This is a genomic window from Taibaiella koreensis (assembly GCF_003545715.1).
Lineage (GTDB): Bacteria > Bacteroidota > Bacteroidia > Chitinophagales > Chitinophagaceae > Taibaiella > Taibaiella koreensis.
In genome coordinates this window covers 162,134-179,886 of the sequence record NZ_QVNU01000002.1, presented here as the reverse complement: position 1 = coordinate 179,886, position 17,753 = coordinate 162,134, and the positions used below count along the sequence as shown (strand labels likewise).

The 17,753-nt window shown below is 50.3% G+C and carries 15 protein-coding genes; 8 read left to right on the top strand and 7 right to left on the bottom strand.

All coding sequences use genetic code 11. The annotated features are described in order from the left end of the window. Window positions 1-280: 280 nt before the first annotated feature. From trhO to DZK30_RS07665, 8 genes are all read left to right on the top strand, one after another. Window positions 281-1,363 carry an oxygen-dependent tRNA uridine(34) hydroxylase TrhO gene (trhO, locus tag DZK30_RS07705; RefSeq protein WP_118973552.1) on the top strand — a complete coding sequence of 361 codons (1,083 nt, stop codon included), beginning with the start codon at window positions 281-283 and terminating at the stop codon, window positions 1,361-1,363. Beyond that, complete coding sequence (locus DZK30_RS07700) at window positions 1,347-1,955, top strand: HAD family hydrolase (protein ID WP_240432883.1); 609 nt, start codon at window positions 1,347-1,349, stop codon at window positions 1,953-1,955. The genes trhO and DZK30_RS07700 overlap by 17 nt, the downstream gene beginning before the upstream one ends. Before the next feature lie 598 nt (window positions 1,956-2,553). Continuing rightward, window positions 2,554-2,808: an autorepressor SdpR family transcription factor gene (locus tag DZK30_RS07690; RefSeq protein WP_118973549.1), complete on the top strand. Its 255-nt coding sequence runs from the start codon at window positions 2,554-2,556 to the stop codon at window positions 2,806-2,808. 4 nt (window positions 2,809-2,812) lie between these two features. Continuing rightward, on the top strand, window positions 2,813-3,325 hold the full coding sequence (locus DZK30_RS07685; RefSeq protein WP_118973548.1) for a hypothetical protein: 513 nt from the start codon (window positions 2,813-2,815) through the stop codon (window positions 3,323-3,325). Beyond that, window positions 3,322-3,987, top strand: a complete 666-nt coding sequence (locus DZK30_RS07680) for an SdpI family protein (RefSeq protein WP_118973547.1) — start codon at window positions 3,322-3,324, stop codon at window positions 3,985-3,987. The genes DZK30_RS07685 and DZK30_RS07680 overlap by 4 nt, the downstream gene beginning before the upstream one ends. Before the next feature lie 26 nt (window positions 3,988-4,013). Next, window positions 4,014-5,282 carry an alpha/beta fold hydrolase gene (locus DZK30_RS07675; protein WP_162902936.1) on the top strand — a complete coding sequence of 423 codons (1,269 nt, stop codon included), beginning with the start codon at window positions 4,014-4,016 and terminating at the stop codon, window positions 5,280-5,282. A 55-nt stretch (window positions 5,283-5,337) separates the two neighbouring features. Beyond that, window positions 5,338-7,056: a gliding motility-associated ABC transporter substrate-binding protein GldG gene (gene gldG, locus DZK30_RS07670; protein ID WP_118973545.1), complete on the top strand. Its 1,719-nt coding sequence runs from the start codon at window positions 5,338-5,340 to the stop codon at window positions 7,054-7,056. A gap of 37 nt (window positions 7,057-7,093) precedes the next feature. Next, on the top strand, window positions 7,094-8,131 hold the full coding sequence (locus tag DZK30_RS07665) for a tryptophan 2,3-dioxygenase family protein (protein ID WP_118973544.1): 1,038 nt from the start codon (window positions 7,094-7,096) through the stop codon (window positions 8,129-8,131). 154 nt (window positions 8,132-8,285) lie between these two features. Here the strand turns inward: DZK30_RS07665 and DZK30_RS07660 are convergent, their stop codons facing one another. From DZK30_RS07660 to DZK30_RS07630, 7 genes are all read right to left on the bottom strand, one after another. Next, entirely contained in the window at window positions 8,286-9,110 is an 825-nt protein-coding gene (locus DZK30_RS07660; protein ID WP_118973543.1) for a DUF4249 domain-containing protein, read from the bottom strand. 8 nt (window positions 9,111-9,118) lie between these two features. Beyond that, complete coding sequence (locus tag DZK30_RS07655) at window positions 9,119-11,443, bottom strand: TonB-dependent receptor (protein ID WP_118973542.1); 2,325 nt, start codon at window positions 11,441-11,443, stop codon at window positions 9,119-9,121. Between the two features lie 253 nt (window positions 11,444-11,696). Next, complete coding sequence (gene murB, locus DZK30_RS07650; RefSeq protein WP_118974011.1) at window positions 11,697-12,713, bottom strand: UDP-N-acetylmuramate dehydrogenase; 1,017 nt, start codon at window positions 12,711-12,713, stop codon at window positions 11,697-11,699. 210 nt (window positions 12,714-12,923) lie between these two features. Next, a complete protein-coding gene (locus tag DZK30_RS07645) occupies window positions 12,924-13,286 on the bottom strand; it encodes a DUF4288 domain-containing protein (RefSeq protein ID WP_118973541.1) in 363 nt (120 codons plus the stop codon). Between the two features lie 123 nt (window positions 13,287-13,409). Beyond that, window positions 13,410-14,075 carry a head GIN domain-containing protein gene (locus DZK30_RS07640; RefSeq protein ID WP_162902935.1) on the bottom strand — a complete coding sequence of 222 codons (666 nt, stop codon included), beginning with the start codon at window positions 14,073-14,075 and terminating at the stop codon, window positions 13,410-13,412. A 179-nt stretch (window positions 14,076-14,254) separates the two neighbouring features. After that, on the bottom strand, window positions 14,255-15,394 hold the full coding sequence (locus DZK30_RS07635; protein WP_118973539.1) for a hypothetical protein: 1,140 nt from the start codon (window positions 15,392-15,394) through the stop codon (window positions 14,255-14,257). A 458-nt stretch (window positions 15,395-15,852) separates the two neighbouring features. Then, the gene (locus DZK30_RS07630) at window positions 15,853-17,646 is read right to left on the bottom strand and encodes a carboxypeptidase-like regulatory domain-containing protein (RefSeq protein ID WP_118973538.1); all 1,794 of its coding nucleotides are present in this window, start codon (window positions 17,644-17,646) and stop codon (window positions 15,853-15,855) included. Window positions 17,647-17,753 lie beyond the last annotated feature (107 nt).

Here is a 17,753-nt window from a genome sequence, read left to right as displayed (position 1 = left end):
GGATGTAGCGATTCCGTATAGCTGTAGCATTGTTGTGCTTATGTAATCGTGATGTTGCTCCTTCTTGTAGGTATACAGCAACGCCTTCTGGTAGATACGTAGCATTGATACGTATCTACCAGAAGGCTAGGCAAGGACATTGCTACATACCTGCAAGAAGGCTACAAAAAGACATTGCTGCGTACCTGCAAAAAGACGCGTGGCCTGGGCTGTTTCCCTTTATTGTCGTAGCTTTGCAGCGCATTTTTTTAAAACCTCAAAAAGAAAAGGAAGGTACACCATGCCAGTGTTACACAACCGTATTTCCAACGAGGAGCTGAAAGCGCGTATGCTGGCCGAAACCGAGCCGCGTATTACAGTTTCCTTCTACAAGTATTTCGCTATTGCCGATCCGCAGGCATTTCGCGATGAGCTTTACCGCCGCTTTGAACCATTAAAGGTATTTGGCCGCATTTACATTGCCCATGAGGGCATCAATGCACAGGCCAGCGTGCCCCAAAGCCTGTTTGAAGCTTTCAAAGCAGCTTTGTTCTCCGCCGCTCCCGAGCTGAATAATATTCGCCTCAATATCGCTGTAGACGACGATGGCAAATCCTTCTGGGTGCTGCGTATGAAAGTGCGGAAGCAGATCGTGGCCGACGGTATCGACGATCCTTCTTTTGACCCTGCCAGGGTAGGGCAATACCTGAAAGCAGAGGAGGTAAATCATATGATCGATAAGCCCGGCACGGTATTCGTCGATATGCGCAACCATTACGAGTATGAGGTAGGGCATTTCGAAGGCGCTATAGAAGTGCCGTCCGACACCTTTCGCGACCAGCTGCCGATGGCCCTGGATATGCTGAAGGATCAAAAGGATAAGAACATCGTCATGTATTGTACCGGCGGCATCCGCTGCGAGAAGGCCAGCGCCTATATGCTGCACCACGGGTTTAAGAATGTATTCCATGTCGAAGGCGGTATTATCGAATATGCGCAGAAAGCTAAAGAACAGGGATTACCGCTGAAATTCATCGGTAAGAACTTTGTATTCGATGAGCGGCTTGGCGAACGGATTACCAATGATGTGATCGCACATTGCCACCAATGTGGTAAACCCTGCGATGCGCATACCAATTGCAAGAATGATGGCTGCCACCTGCTGTTTATTCAATGCACAGAATGTGCCGCCCGGTATGAAGGTTGTTGCAGCGAGGACTGCGTAACCGAGTATCGCTTGCCTGAAGAGGAGCAGCGGTCGCTTCGTGCCGGCCGTGAGAATGGCATAAAGATCTTCAATAAATCCAAGGATCATCCCCTGCGCAAGCACCGGCAGGAATGGGCGCAGGAGCGACAAACAAATGATAATGACGGACAAGAATAAGCTGGATAAGCTAAATCTGCTGACGGCCGGCGACTTCCGAGCCTTTTTATACGATTGTGACGGCACCTTGGCCGATAACATGCAGGCCCACAAAGATAGCTATGTGAAGACCGCTGCGGAATACGGCTTCAACCTGGATCCCGCACTTATCGACGAGCTTGCCGGATGGCCTACTGTGGCGGTAGTCAACGAGATTGGCAGGCGCTACGAGGTTGCTCTCGATCCTGAAGCTTTCGGTTCCCGGAAGGGGCGTATCTTCTTTGACGAATATATCACCCATACCCGCCCTATACCTTATGTGGTCGATCATCTGAAACAACATGCCGGACGGGTAAAGATCGGTGTCGTGTCGGGTGGAAGACGCGTAACAGTGGAAAGAACATTAAGCATACTAGGCATTGCCGGGCTGGTCGACACAATTGTATGTGCCGGCGAAACGCCCAGGGGAAAGCCATTTCCCGATCCCTTTCTTAAAGCGGCGGCCGAGCTCCATGTTGCGCCGGAGCACTGTATGGTATTCGAAGACGGCGATCCGGGTATACAGGCCGCTATGGCCGCGGGTATGGCGCATATCCGTATCGATAAGCTGTAACCTGTTGACCTTAGCTATCTCCGGTAGCGGTGTACCTGGTGTATGTTGCTGTTGGCCATTTTCTTTTAAGTGACTATCTGGATATAGGAAATAGGATGCCAATGTTATGTTTATGGTTTGGGCTAACGTAACCGTTAACTCGCTATTGTCATCCTGAATCGCTTGCGCAGCTTGCGAATGAAGGATCTCTTTCTGTTGAAAAGGATATGTGTATAGGTTAAAAAAGGTTATTCCCTTTGCTCAAGAGATTGCATTCACGGGACGAAATTTTAAAATGCTATAGATACCTTGTTTCTTAACTAAATGACATTGTATCCAGATACTCAAATTCTTTTAGTTCTCGCAGCGATGCAAATGGAGATGATTATGTTTTCTCCCGGTGCGGCGGCATCATTCAGTGTCTTTGTGCCGTTGTGGCAAGACAAAATAATTTCAGACGTAATTCCAATGCCGTTATTCAGCGGCAAGCATGTGTTTCCCCTGATGACCTGCTGAAAAATTAAAATGGCATTTTTATTCCTCCTGGGATGAACGAGCTGCAATGATTTGTTTTTCTGAAAAAATATTTAGACATTTGTCTAAATATCTAAATCTATAGGTGAATAGCCTTTTTAAAGCGCTGAACGATCCCATACGCAGGGACATCCTGAAATATCTCCGGGAAAGAGACCTTACAGCAGGGGAGATTGCCGATTTGTTCGACATTTCCAAGCCCAGTATCTCTCATCACCTGGATATATTGCGCCATGCCGGGCTGGTCAGTTCGGAGAAGCAGGGGCAATTCATTACCTATAGTATCAATACCACCGTTCTGGATGAAGTGCTGGAATGGATCATTGCCTTAAAACGATAAAACAATGGCAGCTGCGCCTGTATTCAGGGAACGCCAACGCTTCCGCCAATGGTGGATATGGATGGTGCTTATCATTACCAATGCCGCGATGCTATTGGTATTGTGGCGTCTTTGGGACAGCGATTTGTCGCGCGATTGGCCCTGGCTGCTGCTATTCCTCGTTCCTGTATTGCTCCTCCTTCTCTTTGCCGGTTTACGGCTGGACACCGAGGTGAGATCAGACGGTATCTATGTCCGTTTTTTTCCTGTACAAAGGCAGTACCGGCCCTATCTATGGGAAGAGATCACCCACGTTTTTGTACGCCAATATGAACCTTTGGCCGAGTACGGCGGCTGGGGTATCAGGGGATTGGGCAAGAACAAAGCGCTCAATGTTTCAGGTAACCAGGGATTACAGCTTATCCTGAAGAATGGCAATAAGCTATTGATCGGTACGCGGCGGCCCGCGGAGTTGTCCGCAGTGCTCAATACGATTCCCATCGAAAAGCTTCATCAACCCGATATACCATCAATATGAAAAAGAATACGATCAAAGAACTGCTTTACGTGCTCCTGTCGCTGGTTCCTTACGGATACCTTGCTCTGACCTATAGTACACTTTCTGCTACAGTCCCCACGCATTTCAACATTCACGGGAAGGCAAACGGCTGGAGCAGCCGGGAAAGCCTGTGGCTGATACCTGCTGCTTTGCCCCTGATCTCTTATTTGCTGTTCCTTGTGCTGCCGTTGATCGATCCCAAGCAGAAATTACGCCGCAAGCAAGGGCGTTTTGAACACATTCGCTTTATCCTTGTTTTATTTATGATAGGCCTGGCTTGCTTTATGCTGTATACTGCCCAAAATCAAAGTATGGAACACCTGGATAAAATGTTGTTTGCTTTCCTTGGCCTGTTCTTTGCGGCGCTGGGTAACTTCTTTCCTGCGCTCAAGCCCAATTATTTTATCGGGATACGTTCGCCCTGGGCATTGGAGAACGAGGTGGTATGGAAAAAGACACATCAGTTCGGTGGAAAGCTTTGGGTAGGCGGCGGTTTGTTGATCCTGCTGCTGGCCTTTGTACTGCCACCGTCTGTGCCCTTCGATCTTGTTTTCCTGCCGCTGGTGCTATGCATGGCTTTTATTCCCTTCGTTTATTCTTATTTCCTGTGGCGCAGGATCAAAACTACCGCCACTTCTTAATAAATATGCCTCAAAACCGATACGCTATGAAATCACTTTCCTTTCTGCTGGCTGCGGCGTTGCTGCTTTTTTCCGGCAGCTGCCGGGCACAATCCACCAATGCGGAGATCGCAGGAAAATTCATTACCGCCTTGAGCCAGGAGCACTACGACGAAGCGGTAAAGCTGTTTGATCCTGCTGTTCCTTCGGTTACGCCCGAAGTGCTGGCTGGTGGCTGGAAACAGATCACCGGTATGTTCGGAGTCTATCAATCTTATTATATCCCGGAAGGCGTTGATCAAAATGCTTTCTCTATTCCGGCGGGCGTCCGTTTTGCCAACAGCACACAGGGGTTCTCCTGCAGCTTTAACGACAAGCATCAGCTGACCAGTTTTGTACTGGCGCCTGCGCCGGCTGCCAAACAGGAAAAAAAGGAGACGCCCGCATCCCGCTTCAGAGACGAAGCGCAAAGCATAGCAGTAACCGGGGGGACGCTCAAGGGGAACCTCATGCTGCCGGAGCAAACCGCTACGCAACCGGCCGTAGCCCTCATCCTCGCCGGCAGCGGTGCTACCGACCGCAATGGTAACGACGGCGCGATGCTGCATACCAACGCTTATACGATGATCGCCGAAACCCTTGCCGCAAGCGGTATTGCCAGCCTGCGTTTTGATAAGCGCCTTATTGGGGAAAGCAACGGATTTGATCCCGATGAATCGAAATTGCGCTTCGATGCCTATGTGGACGATGCCGTGCAGCTGATCCGTTACCTGCGTGAAAGAGGCTATAAAAAAGTATTTATCATCGGTCACAGCGAAGGATCGCTTATCGGCATACTGGCCGCCGAGCGGGTCAAGGTGGACGCTTTGGTTTCGCTTTGTGGCGCCGGAGAGAATATTGCTAATGTATTGCGGCGGCAGATCGCCAATCCCGAAGCCAACGCCATATTGGATGAGCTGAAAAGCGGCAATATGACCAATAATGTACCCTCGAGCCTGCAGATCGTTTTTAGGCCTTCGGTACAGCCTTACCTGCTATCCTGGATGAAATATGAGCCTGAAGCCGAAATTGCCAGGCTGAAGATCCCGATGCTGGTTGTTGGCGGCACTACCGACCTGCAGGTACCGGTGGCTGATGCGGAACGCTTAAAAAAAGCCGCACCGCAATCGGAGCTGCTGTTGATAGAAGGAATGAACCATGTACTGAAACAGGCGCCTGCCGACATTACTGCCAATAAGGTAACCTATACGCATGACAACCTGCCGCTGCACCCCGACCTCGCAGCCGCCCTGGTCCGCTTCCTCGCAGCAAAGTAAAAATTAGCATTTACCCTTACGTTTCAATATTTTTGCAGTCATTGTTCCTGAAAAAATGGCTGATACCGTACCGACAGTAAAGAATACCCGTAAACAACCTGCCAGGAGGCTCTTAGTGGTGATCGCAATATTGGTGGCCGCTAACATTGCCGCCTGGTTTTTTCATGCGCAGGCCGACCTTACCCAGGACAAGCGGTATACCATTACTGCTGCTACGCGCCATATGCTGACGCATCTCGATAAAAAGATAGAGGTGCTCGTGTTCCTGGACGGAGATGATATGCCCGCGGCCTTTCAGCAGCTATCCAACAGCACGCGGGAAATGCTGCGGCAATTCCGCGATATCAGCGACAATAAGGTGGCCTATCGCGTGATCGACCCCCTGGGGAACGACAGTACTGCTATCGGGATCCTGAAGGAATACCGGATGCAGGGTATCCCGGTCAATATCAGCGCAGGGAAGAAGGGGATGTCTCAAAAAATGATCTTTCCCTGGGCGTTGGTGACCATGCCCGGTGACAATGGCAAGATTATCGGGTACCCGGTATTCCTGCAGGAGGTCAATTCAATGATCTTTAATAAGAAGATCCTGCTCAAGTCGGAAATGCTGCTGGAATACAACCTGGCCAATGGCGTCCACCAGCTTACCCGGAAGGAACGGCCTGCTATTGCCTATGTTATGGGTAACGGCGAGCAGTTCGACCCGCACATTGGGGCCGCGTTGGTAACCTTGCAACAGTTTTACCAGGTAGATACCATTAACCTCGGCCAACTGGCTGCCATTCCTGCTTCTTTTAAAACGATACTCATCAACAGGCCAATCGTTCCCTTCAGCGAACAGGATAAGTTCAAGATCGACCAGTATGCCATGAACGGGGGCAATGTGTTCTGGAGCATCAATATGGTCTCGGGCACGCTGGACAGCCTGCAGAACGGTCATTTCAATGCTATGCCCCTCGACCTGAACCTCGCCGATCTCTTGTTCCACTATGGTGTACGGGTCAATAGTAATCTGATCGAGGATGCGGTAAGCTATGCTTATATACCGGTACAATCCGGGCCCAATGCCGAAGCCAGCATGTTACCCTGGATATATTTCCCCGTGCTGAATGCTGGGAGCGAGCATCCGGTGGTCAAGCACCTGAACGGTGTTCTGGGGCGCTTTGTGAGCAGCATCGATACCAATACCAACGATCCTGGTATCCGGAAAACCGTGCTGCTGGCTTCGGGTAAATACAGCAAGACTGAAGCGGCGCCTTTGCCCGTTATCCTGCAATCTGCGATAGAACAGCCGAATCCCGCCGGGTTTCCCAAAGCCAACCTGATCGCAGCGGTATTGCTGGAAGGGACCTTCAGCTCGGCATATGCTGCACGCTTACCGGTCCCAGTGGCCAATATGATCGATTCCCTGAAGCTTACGGTGAAAGCGCAGGCCGTTCGCCCTGGTAAGATGATCGTTACAGGAGATGCGGATATCCTGATGAACGAATTTTCGGAGAAGAACGGGCCTTCCGAGATGGGGTTTTACCGGTTTGACGGCTCCATCCGCTACGACAATAAAAGCTTCCTGCTGAACAGCATGGAATACATGAATGACGACGATAACCTGCTGGCGGCAAGAACGAAGAGCTTTGATAACCGTATCCTTGATCCCAAGCTTGTGGAAAAGGAGAAAGGGACCTGGCAGTTCATCAATATTGCTTTGCCAATTGCAGCAATCCTTATTTTCGGCGCTGTGTTTTCCTTTGTACGGAAGAAAAAATATGCTCAGTAAGCCAAGCGTGCCCTAGCACCGCCTACAATGAATTGATATGGAAAAGAAACAAAGACCACCTGTTTATTACAGCGAGTACCTGCAACTCGACACGATATTGAATGCACAGTTGCCGGAAAGCGCCAAAGAGGGCATTCGTGCCGACGACGAGATGCTGTTTGTGATTATTCACCAGACCTATGAGCTTTGGTTCAAACAGGTGCTGCACGAGCTGGATATTGTGCGCAATGTTTTCCGTCAGCCCAATGTGCCGGACAATTCCCCGGATATCTACAATTCGGTGCACCGGTTAAAACGCATCTGCAGCATCCTGCAGGTACTGGTCGATCAGATCAGCGTGATCGAGACCATGACGCCGTTGGATTTTCTTGATTTCAGGGACCTGCTGCGGCCTGCGTCCGGTTTTCAGAGTATTCAGTTCAAAATGATCGAAGCGGCATTGGGCCTTACTTACGAGCAGCGCTTCGGACAGGAATACTACTTGTCGCAGCTTAATGAGACCGATATCAACCGGGTGAAGCAGGCCGAAGCGGAGGAATCGCTGCTGGTACTGCTCAACCGCTGGCTGGAACGGATGCCCTTTAGCAAGGAAGGCGCTTACTGGGGACAACCCGAAGGCGCTCATCCCTTCTGGGATGCTTACCGTAAGGTTTATGCCGGCGGGCTTTCGCCTGTGGAGCAGCAAAACCTGGAGACCTTCGATCGCATCTTTATAAAGGAGGCAGAATACCCGGCCGACAGGCGGCTGAGCAGCCAGGCCAGCCGCAGCGCTTTCTTCATTATGCTGTACCGGGACTATCCTTTGCTGCAGCTGCCTTATGAGCTGTTGAGCACTTTGCTGGAGATAGATGAGCTGCTGTCGCTGTGGCGGCATCGTCATATTCATATGGTGCAGCGGACTATCGGTAAGCGTGTAGGCACGGGAGGCAGCACCGGTGCCGGTTACCTGAAGGCAGCTGCAGACAGCCATGCTATCTTTAAAGAAATTGCCGAACTGACATCTTTCCTGCTGCCGCGGCATGAACTGCCGGAATTACCACAGCAGCTGAAAGCCGAGCTGGGGTATAATCGGTAAGAAAACGATTTAAGATATACAAGGATGGCCGCGACGATTCGCGGCCATCCTTGTATAAAAACAGTTATCCATCGCAGACAGGCTTTGGAAAAAAAAGAACCGCATCGCAGAAGCGATGCGGCATTTCTATAACAAACAAACAAAAACAAATTCATTAAGGCGCAATAACCGTTTGCCGTTGCACGACTTGTGCGCTGAAGTAGCCCAACACACCGCCCGACAGGTTGCTTACGGGGTTGGACGGCGCCGCGGAAGAAGAAGAGCCGCTGGCGCTTTGGTCCAGGCTGAACCAATATTTGTATACGGCGGCATCGATACCCTGCATTTCGATGGTCACCGCATCGCCGGGCTTGATCTTCTTCTTGTCGTCATCGGGAAGGAAGTAGAGTGTGGAATTGAAATCCTTGCCATCGCTCAGGTCATCGTCCATGAGGAAATTAAAGTTGGATTTAACGCCATTGATAAACTGTACTACACGATAGAAGTTCTTAATGCCACCCGGATCGACAAACATAATATTGGCGAAGATCTCATCTTCATCAAAGAATTTCTGCTTTTTGATATAGACGCTATCCAGGTGTACCGGTTGTGGCATAGTAGAGCTGCCCGTGATCGTTTGTCCCTCGACAACTACGGTAAGCTCATAACGTTTGCCCGGCGCCCCTTTAAGGGTGTTGTGCTTGTAGATGCCCGGTTGGGTTTCGGTAAGCTGGCTTACGGCGCCGGTTTCATCTTTGATGCTTACAGAAGCGCCCGCAAGGCCGGCAAAATTGTTGTCTTCTTCAAACTTCTTGGTCTTCGAGAGCTTGACCATACAGCCGCCTTCCTGGTCGGTAAGTACAGCGTCCACTACGATCTTTTTGTCGGCTTCGTTAAGCTTTACATCAATTACTTTTTCGCAGGAGCTTAGCCCGGTCAGCAGGAGCCCGGCTGCAAGAAGGCTTAATGCGCTGTTGTTTTTCTTTTTATAGGAGAACATGATCGGGATCAGAATTTGAAGTTATAGGAAATAGAAGGGATGAATTTGAACAGGGCTACCTTAACGGCTTCGGTCTTGCTGGCGTCGTCTTTGTTGTCACGGAAATAGATCGTGTAAGCATTCTCACGGCCATAGGCATTGTACAGGCTGAAAGCAAGCTCATGACTCCATTTTTTCGTTTCTTTCAGTTTGCAGGTAGCGCCCAGGTCGAGGCGGTGATAATCGGGCATGCGGTAAGCGTTACGCTGGGTGTAGTAGTATACAGTTTGTCCATCTACCTGGTACTTGCCGGCCGGGAAAGTAATGGCGTCGCCGGTGTAGTATACCCAGTTGGCGCTCAGAGTCCATTTCTTATTCAATTGGTAAGTGGCTACGATAGCGATGTCGTGCGTCCTGTCCTGGCGGGCGTTGTACCAATCGCCGTTGTTGATACCGTCGATCTGACGTTCTGTTTTGGACAAGGTATAGCTGACCCAGCCGGAGAGGCGGCCCACTTTCTTCTTCAGCAGGACTTCCAGGCCATACGACCTGCCCTTGCCGAACAACAGTTCCGATTCGATGGCATTGTTGGAGGAGTAAACATTGGCACCGTCGCGGTAATCCACCTGGTTTTGCATGGTCTTGTAATAAGCTTCCACAGTAAGCTCATATTTATTGCCGCTCATGTTGCGGTAATAGCCCAGTGATACCTGATCAGATAATTCGGGCTTGATGATATTGGTGCTGGCCAGCCATTTGTCGGTAGGACTTGCAGATGTGGAATTGGAGATAAGGTGCAGGTTCTGTGCATTCCTTACATAAGAAGCCTTAACAGAGGAGTTCCGGTTAAACTGCCAGCTGGCTGCGACGCGGGGCTCCAGGTTCATATATGTTTTTACCACCTGGCCGCTGTTGTAGTGCGTGGTGTCTGCTACGCTGCCGTCGGGCGCCAAATCGTAGAAGTCGCCCTTGCCCAGTATAGTGAAAGCCGACAGGCGCACACCATAGGTAATGTTCAGGTTGTCGAGCGCTTTCCAGTTATTGGTTATATAAGCAGCATTCTCCCAGGAATAACGCTTCTGGAGCGCTGTTGAGCCAATGGTGCTTTCATCGCCGGAAGTTACTTCTCCAGGACGTATTGTGTGGTAAATGCTGTTGATACCTATGCGCAAGGTGTTGCGGTCGCCGGCATACCATTGCAGCTCTTCCTTGAAGTTGAAATCCTGGATCTGGGAAAATATCCTGAAGTCGTAAGCGCCGGTCTTGATCGATATCTTATAGTTATAGTTGCTGAAGATAAAGGAAGTATTGGAGAACAGCTTATTGTTGAAGATATGGTTCCACCTTAGGGTAGCGGTCGCATTGCCCCAATCCATACCGAAGCCCTGGCCGTCGCCCAGGCTGGCCCCCAGCTTGTCTTTGCCGAAATAGCCCGAAAGGTAGAGCCGGTCTTTATCACCCAATATATAATTTACTTTGGCATTAAGGTCGTAGAAGTAAAGCGAATTGTCCTTATACTTATCGGACGCTTTAAGGAATACATCGGCATAGGTGCGGCGGCCGGTAATGAGAAAAGAGGATTTGTCTTTCTGGATGGGACCTTCCACGTTCAGCTTGGCGGAGATAAGGCCCACGCCGCCGCTTACATTAAAGTCCTGGTTATTGCCGTCATTCATTTTAATGTCGAGCACCGAGGACAAACGGCCTCCGTACTGTGCCGGCATACCACCCTTGTATACCGTAATGTCTTTAACGGCATCGGAATTGAAGGTGGAGAAGAAGCCGAGCAGATGGGAGGCATTGTATACGGGCGCCTCGTCCAACAGGATCAGGTTCTGATCGGCAGCGCCGCCGCGTACAAACATGCCGCTGTTGCCATCGCCGGCCGATTTAATGCCGGGAAGCAGCTGTATGGCTTTCAGCACGTCCCTTTCGCCAAACAGCACCGGGATATTGGAAATCTCTTTCATAGAGAGCTTTTCGACGCTGGTTTGCGCGCTGCTGAGGCTGCGTCCGCCGGTGCTCTCCGTAATGGTCACTTCCTTCAGGTCGTGGCTTTCGTCATCGAGCGTGAGGTTCATTGTCGTGTCCCGGTGAAGGTCGACGTCGAAGTATTGGGGCTGCATACCTACCGATGTGATCTCGATCGTGTGCTCGCCCTCGGGCAGCGTAAGCGAGTAAAATCCATACTCGTTGCTCAGGGTGCCGGCTACGGAATCCACCTTTACGGATGCGCCAATCACGGTCTCGCCGTTGGATTTAGACTTAACCATGCCGCCTACGGTAACTTTCTTTTGTGCCGCTGCGACGAAAGCGCTGCAGGTAAGGAGCAGAATGAAGCAATAGTTTTTCATGAGAAAATTTAAAAATCAGGAATACGATTTGTGTTCTGAATGATAAGACAACGGTAAATAGAGATACCCCTACGGATATTTTTTTGGTTAAACCGGATTACCGGAACACTGTTGGCTGCGCATCATACGGCGGCTCGTTACAATATCCCCTTGATCTCTGATAGCAAGATTATTAAATGCTTGATACGCGCAACGATCGGTCCGGCAGTATTCCGCGGGAATGAACGTTGCGCGGTCATTATTATTATGTGGATCAGATTATTTGTACTTCTCTTTCCAGTTGAATGCCGAAGCGATGTTTTACAGAGTCCATTATTTTCACGGAAAGTGTGGCAATATCGGCGCCTTTGGCGTTGCCGTAATTTACCAGCACGAGCGCCTGGTCTTTATGTACGCCATAATCGTCCTCGCGATAGCCTTTCCAGCCGCATTGCTCGATCATCCAGCCGGCTGGTATCTTGGTATGATCCCCTTCCAGGGGAAAGCCGGGGATGGTAGGATATTGCGCTTTCAGCTGCTCGTACCGGGCATTGGGCACTTCCGGATTCTTAAAGAAGCTGCCGGCGTTGCCGATCTTTTCCGGGTCGGGTAGCTTGGCGGAACGAATCCGGATCACAGCGTCGGATATATGTTTTATCGATAGTTCTGTAACGCCCATAACATCCAGCTCCTGGCGTATGTTGCCATAGCTGGTATGGAACCGGGGTATTTTATTTAGCCTGAATACGACGGAAGTGATCACGGCCCGGCCTTTAAGGGTTCCTTTGAAAATACTGTCCCTGTAGCCGAACCGGCAGTCCGCCTGCGTAAAGTTTCGGAAGGTTTGTTGCTCCAGGTCAAAAAAACGGACTTCTTCTATAACATCCTTTGCTTCCACACCATAAGCGCCGATATTCTGGATAGGCGCCGCACCGACTGTCCCGGGTATCAACGAAAGGTTTTCGACGCCCGCATAACCCCGTTCCACACAATACAACACAAACGAATGCCAGACAGCTCCCGCGCCGGCCCAGAGCCACACATATTCGTCGTCTTCTTGGAGCAGATCGATGCCTCCTATCTTGTTGTGCAGCACCCAGTGCGGCACATCGCCGGTAAGCAGGATATTGCTGCCGCCACCCAGGACGAAAAGGCCGGCGCCATAGGCCGGGTTATCCTTCAGCGAGCGCAATTCTTCTTCCCGGTTCAGTTCGGAATAATATTCTGCGAAAGCCTCCATGCCGAAGGTATTGCGGGGACGCAGGGAAACGTGAGTGAGCGTTTGCAGCATAAGCAATGGAAATGAGCCGGCGCCGAAAGAGATCATTGCCGTAATACCAGGCGCGAACTTAGGAAATAAAATGAAAATGATCGTTAAGCCCGACCTCGCAGGTGGGGGCTCCGGCTTTCAGACAACGAAAAAAGCTGTCCATCTTATGGACAGCTCCGGAAAGAAATGTCTCCCGCGAGGGGCTCAGGCTGCACGGAAAACAAGCTTTTTTCAGGCGGTAAGCGCGATCTGCATCTGCAGGCTGGCGTGGCGTGTGCGCAGGGAGCGCATGTATTCCTTCGCGGCGCCGGCAGTATCGATCGTATAATGCAATTCCATATTATCAACACTCTCTTCCGGTTTGTCGATCGTTTGCAGGATACCGATACCGGCAAATTCCCAGGTAAGCTCCTGTTCAATAGAGGTATTTCGCTTATCCAGCTCGTGTGATGCCATTACCAGGGCAGCCTGGTAAGCCTCACGTGCAGAATCGGCTTTGATCAGCCGCATTTGTTTGTCAAATTGATGTACAGTGGGACAATTTTTATCGTGGATACGATAGATCAATTCAGTAAGGAACCAACATTGTTGCATAAAGAAATAATTAAGGAAAAATATGCCCCGCGCTACCTGTCTGTCGTACCCATTAACGGCCTGTCTGATGAATTATTTTCAGCGCTGGGCATATCCTTCGGTTTTTTTAACATTTAGTCTCAGCTACATCGGCCGGAGTTTTCCCGATCCGGTGATACCGACATCGATCGACGGTTGTCCTCTATAGTATACGTTGCCGCTGCCGGTTATCCGCACTTTCAGCTGGTCCAGGGCGTAAACCCTGGCGTCGCCCGATCCGGATATCTTTACATCGGACCTGTAGGCTGCCAGCCCTGAGCAATCGGCCGAACCGCTGCCCGCAATATCAATATACTCTTCATCTGCGGTGCCGTTGAAAACGTTGATCTCTCCGCTGCCGCTGATATTCGCATCCAGGCTACCTGTCGTCAATTTGGTAATATTGACGTCTCCCGAACCATTTACCCTAACATACAGGTTCGAAGTATTTAATGTCTCCTGTACCATCATGCTGCCCGAACCGCTTACGCGTAAGCCCGTAATATTCGGCGCCGTAACATATACCCTTATCCTGGAATCGGGGCGTACAACTGTGTTGCTTTTCACCCTTATGGTCAGGATTCCGTCATTAAGTACTGTTTCCAGTACGTCAATAATATTTTGTTGTGCCTCGATGCGTATGTTGGATATGCTTCCCTGTGTGACATACACATCGCCCGTAAAATCTGATTTGATCTCGCTGAAGCCGGAAATATTCCGGGTCTCCGAAACCACAGGCCCCCGGCCATCCACCTTGCGGCATGAAGGCATGAGAGCGAGTATTAATAAACTGAAAATGAATAGAATACTTAGCTTTTTCATATGCTGAAATGGTTAAATGACTGTGCTGATGAACCTTATTTTTTCTAGTATTCTGCCACTTCATTGTATATAGACGACGAACGGCAGGGAATCATTAGGTTAATAAATTGATAAGGGAACGCCGGTAATTACAGGTTGATCTGTACACCAACGACACCGCCGAAGTAAAGACCATTGACATGGTTTCTACCCCTATTCTTCCACAAATAATGATCGTCGCGGATATCGGTTTGTCCTCTTTCGTAGCTCAGGTGATTGAAGCTGGGACCGGCGAAGAACTCGAGGCGGTTAGCTATCTTATAGGCAGGCAGCACCCTTATGGCAGATTTCATATAGACGTCGTGCTGCAGGTCGCTCATCGCCATGGTCACCGTCTCTAGGTTGATCCGGAAAGGTTTGCTGATCGCTATATGCGCGCCCAGGCCTACTTCCAGTACATAACGTGCTACGTCGTCTTTGAAGTTGTAGCCGGCGCCTACAATACCATACAGAACCTTACCACCCGAGCGGAAGTTGATCAAGGTGCTGCTGGTCTCGTCGACAGATACACCAATCTGCTTTTCCCCGTTTTTAATAATGTTGATGATCCCTATGGGATAATTGCTTTCCTCGGCAATATTGATGAAGCCGGCGACCTGCACGCCACTTACTTTTTTGGCCACATTAATGAAGCCGGCCACTTGCGTATGCGCGTCTTTGGCTACGTTGATAAAGCCTGCCACCTGAGCGGCATTGCTATTCCTGGCGATGTTGGCGAAGCCGGCCACCTGCGCATCGCTGTTGGCCGCTTTATTGGCAAAGCCCGCCAGTTGCAAGCCATTCGCTTCTTTGGTAATATTGGTGAGACCCGCTATCTGCGCACCGTCGGAGCTGCCGCTTATATTGGCGATACCGGCCAGCTGTGCGCCTTTCGCATCTCCTTTGATCTGGTTAAGCACGCCGGCTATTTGTACGCCGTCGGCTTTGTGCTGTACCCGGTTAAGGATGCCGGAGATCAAAACGCCATGGGCTTCATGCCGCACGATGCTGCTGATCCCTGAGAGGCAAAAAGCGTTTTCCTGCCAGGAAACGCCCGCCAGTACATGCATAGAGAAGTTATTGGTTAGCTGCGGCGCTTCCGAGCCATTGGTGCTTAAGGGATACGTAAAGCCGATGTGGGCAGGACGGGCTTTGGTCCCCTGGGCAGATGCAGCGATGATAAAGCAAAAGAATACCAGGAAACTGCAGAGGATCCATAGAATTAAGCTGCTGAAGAAATTGCGTGTCATATAAGGTGCTTTCGAATAGGACACCGATAGGGAAAAATACCCCTACGGCAATTTTCTAAAAGCCGCTGCCAAAGGTAAGAGGCCGCTATGGACAAGGTAGCCTCCCGTAGTCGTCTGACTTATTGGTTGCGATTGCCCGCGCTTGATAAGCTTTTCTGCTTTAATAAAATTGTGGTCTTTTCATTTGCCCGGTCATTCATGGGAAACCCTGGCCAGGCTTATTTCCAGGGATTTCCCCTGTATTGGCATCATAGCGCTTACCAACCTGGATAATGCGTACTATAACACTCTATATTCACGGCAGGCGTCAAAGCTATGTGCTCAAAATAGCAACTGGTGCTGCAATCATCGTTAATGGATAATGTGCAGCGTCATCCGCAGCTATTGCTTACCAAGAGAGAGTGGGAGGGGCCATCAAGCTGGGGCTGGCGCATACCTGAGCCAGCATGCCGGCCGTGCTAAAAAAGATCCACGCCTATGTTCCAGCCCAGCCATCCTTTCACTTCTTTGCCAAAGGATACAGAGGGGTAGCCATTGATAAAGTCTGACCTGTAACCCTCGGGCACAGTGACTTGCTTGGCATACAATATTGAAAAGGCCGGGCCGGCATAAATGTAGCAAAGCTTACCGATGCGGTATTTAACATTCAGCTGTAGCCTGACCAGCAGGTTTTGCTGCTCTTCGTTGCCGGCGTAAATATATTGATTCGTGAGCTCGGGATTGAAGAAAAATCCTTTTTTACCCAAAGGCATATCGCTGCCCAGGCCATAGCCGAAAGAGTAAGCCTGCTGCTTATCATCCAGCTGGAAGCCGCCGATAAGAATGCTGTATAGCTTCCGGTTGCCCGACTTATAAGCTAGCGTAACATGCTGCAGCTCACTGGTAGAGATCGATAGCTTATGGTAGCCATGGAGAATGAAGTTGAAGAAGCCGATGCTGTAGCCCTCCGAAGTATCGGCAATATTGACAAGGCCGATCTGCGTGCCCTTAAGCCGTTGCGCCAGGTTGACCATAGCCGATATCTGGATGCCCTTCATTTCACGGGCCGTAACATTGGCTATGGGCGCAATTTGCACCCCGGAACTCCGCTTGACATTCACATTGGCAATGCCGGCTATCTGTACGCCATCCATATTCCGTGTGCTATTGAAAATACCGCCCACCATCACACCCTTGGCGTGCTTTACGGTAATGTTGCCGATGCCGGAGATCTGGATACCTTTGGTATTCAGCGCGTGATTATAGATACCGGCCACCTGGATGCCTTTGGCATCATGGGCAACGATATTGGTAAGGCCTGCTACCTGGATGCCGCTAAGGCTGTCCAGCACCGAATTGTAGAGGCCTGCTACCTGGACGCCGGAGGCCCTGCCGCCGACAATATTAAACAGGCCGGCGATCTCGACATATTTCATGTCGTGCTTGACGATATTGAACAAGGTGCCGATCTCGAAACCATTGACGCCGGCGGTATAGCCCCCGAGCACATTGAACGAAAACTTATTGACCATTTGTGCACCCATGCGTCCATGCGAGCCCAGGCCTGGGGTGAGCGAAAACTGGAAAGGTTGCTTGGAAAAAAAATTGTTGAGATTAAGGCTATTCATCGTCTGCTTGGACGAAAGCATCAGTCCGGCCAGCCAGTTCTTTTCCACGCCGGAAATGACAACCGAATCCAGGGTATACTGGATCTGCTGGATCCCGATCTGGATATCCTGTGGCTGATCGCCGGAAAGCAATACCACTGTATCGGCATAAGAAACCTTGCTGACATTGATGCTCGCGACAGGCTTGTGCTCTTTCAGCTGCAGCCGGAAGCGGCCGTGCTCATCTGTCATGGTGGAGATCAGCTGCTGTCTTTCATAGACGGTGGCATAGCTTACGGGCTCACCTGTATTTTTATCTACGACCATGCCGCTCACATACCAGTACTGGTAAGAAAGGGCCGGTTGTATGATCACATGGTCGTTGCTTTCGATGTATTGATACCGGTTGCCGAAAAGGCTCTCAAGCAGGTTTGCTACAGGTCTGTTCTTCATCGATACGCTGACGATACTGTCGCTTTTCACCATATCGTTGCTATAGGAAAAGTAGAAACCTGCTTGCTTCTCAGCCTGCTTCAGCACCTCGGCCACAGGCCTGTCCCGCATCTGCAGGCTGATCCTGCGCTGCAACATATTCTGGCTGTAAGCCGTTGCAGAAAGGACAGTAAGAAACAAAAAGAGTAATAACGCATTGTAGGGTTGGTTCATGGACGCAAAGCTATTATTATTTTCCCGTCGGGCGGGACATCGCTGCAAAGGACCGGTACAATCGCCGTATAACAACAAAAAGACCGGCACAGCTTACGCCGTGCCAA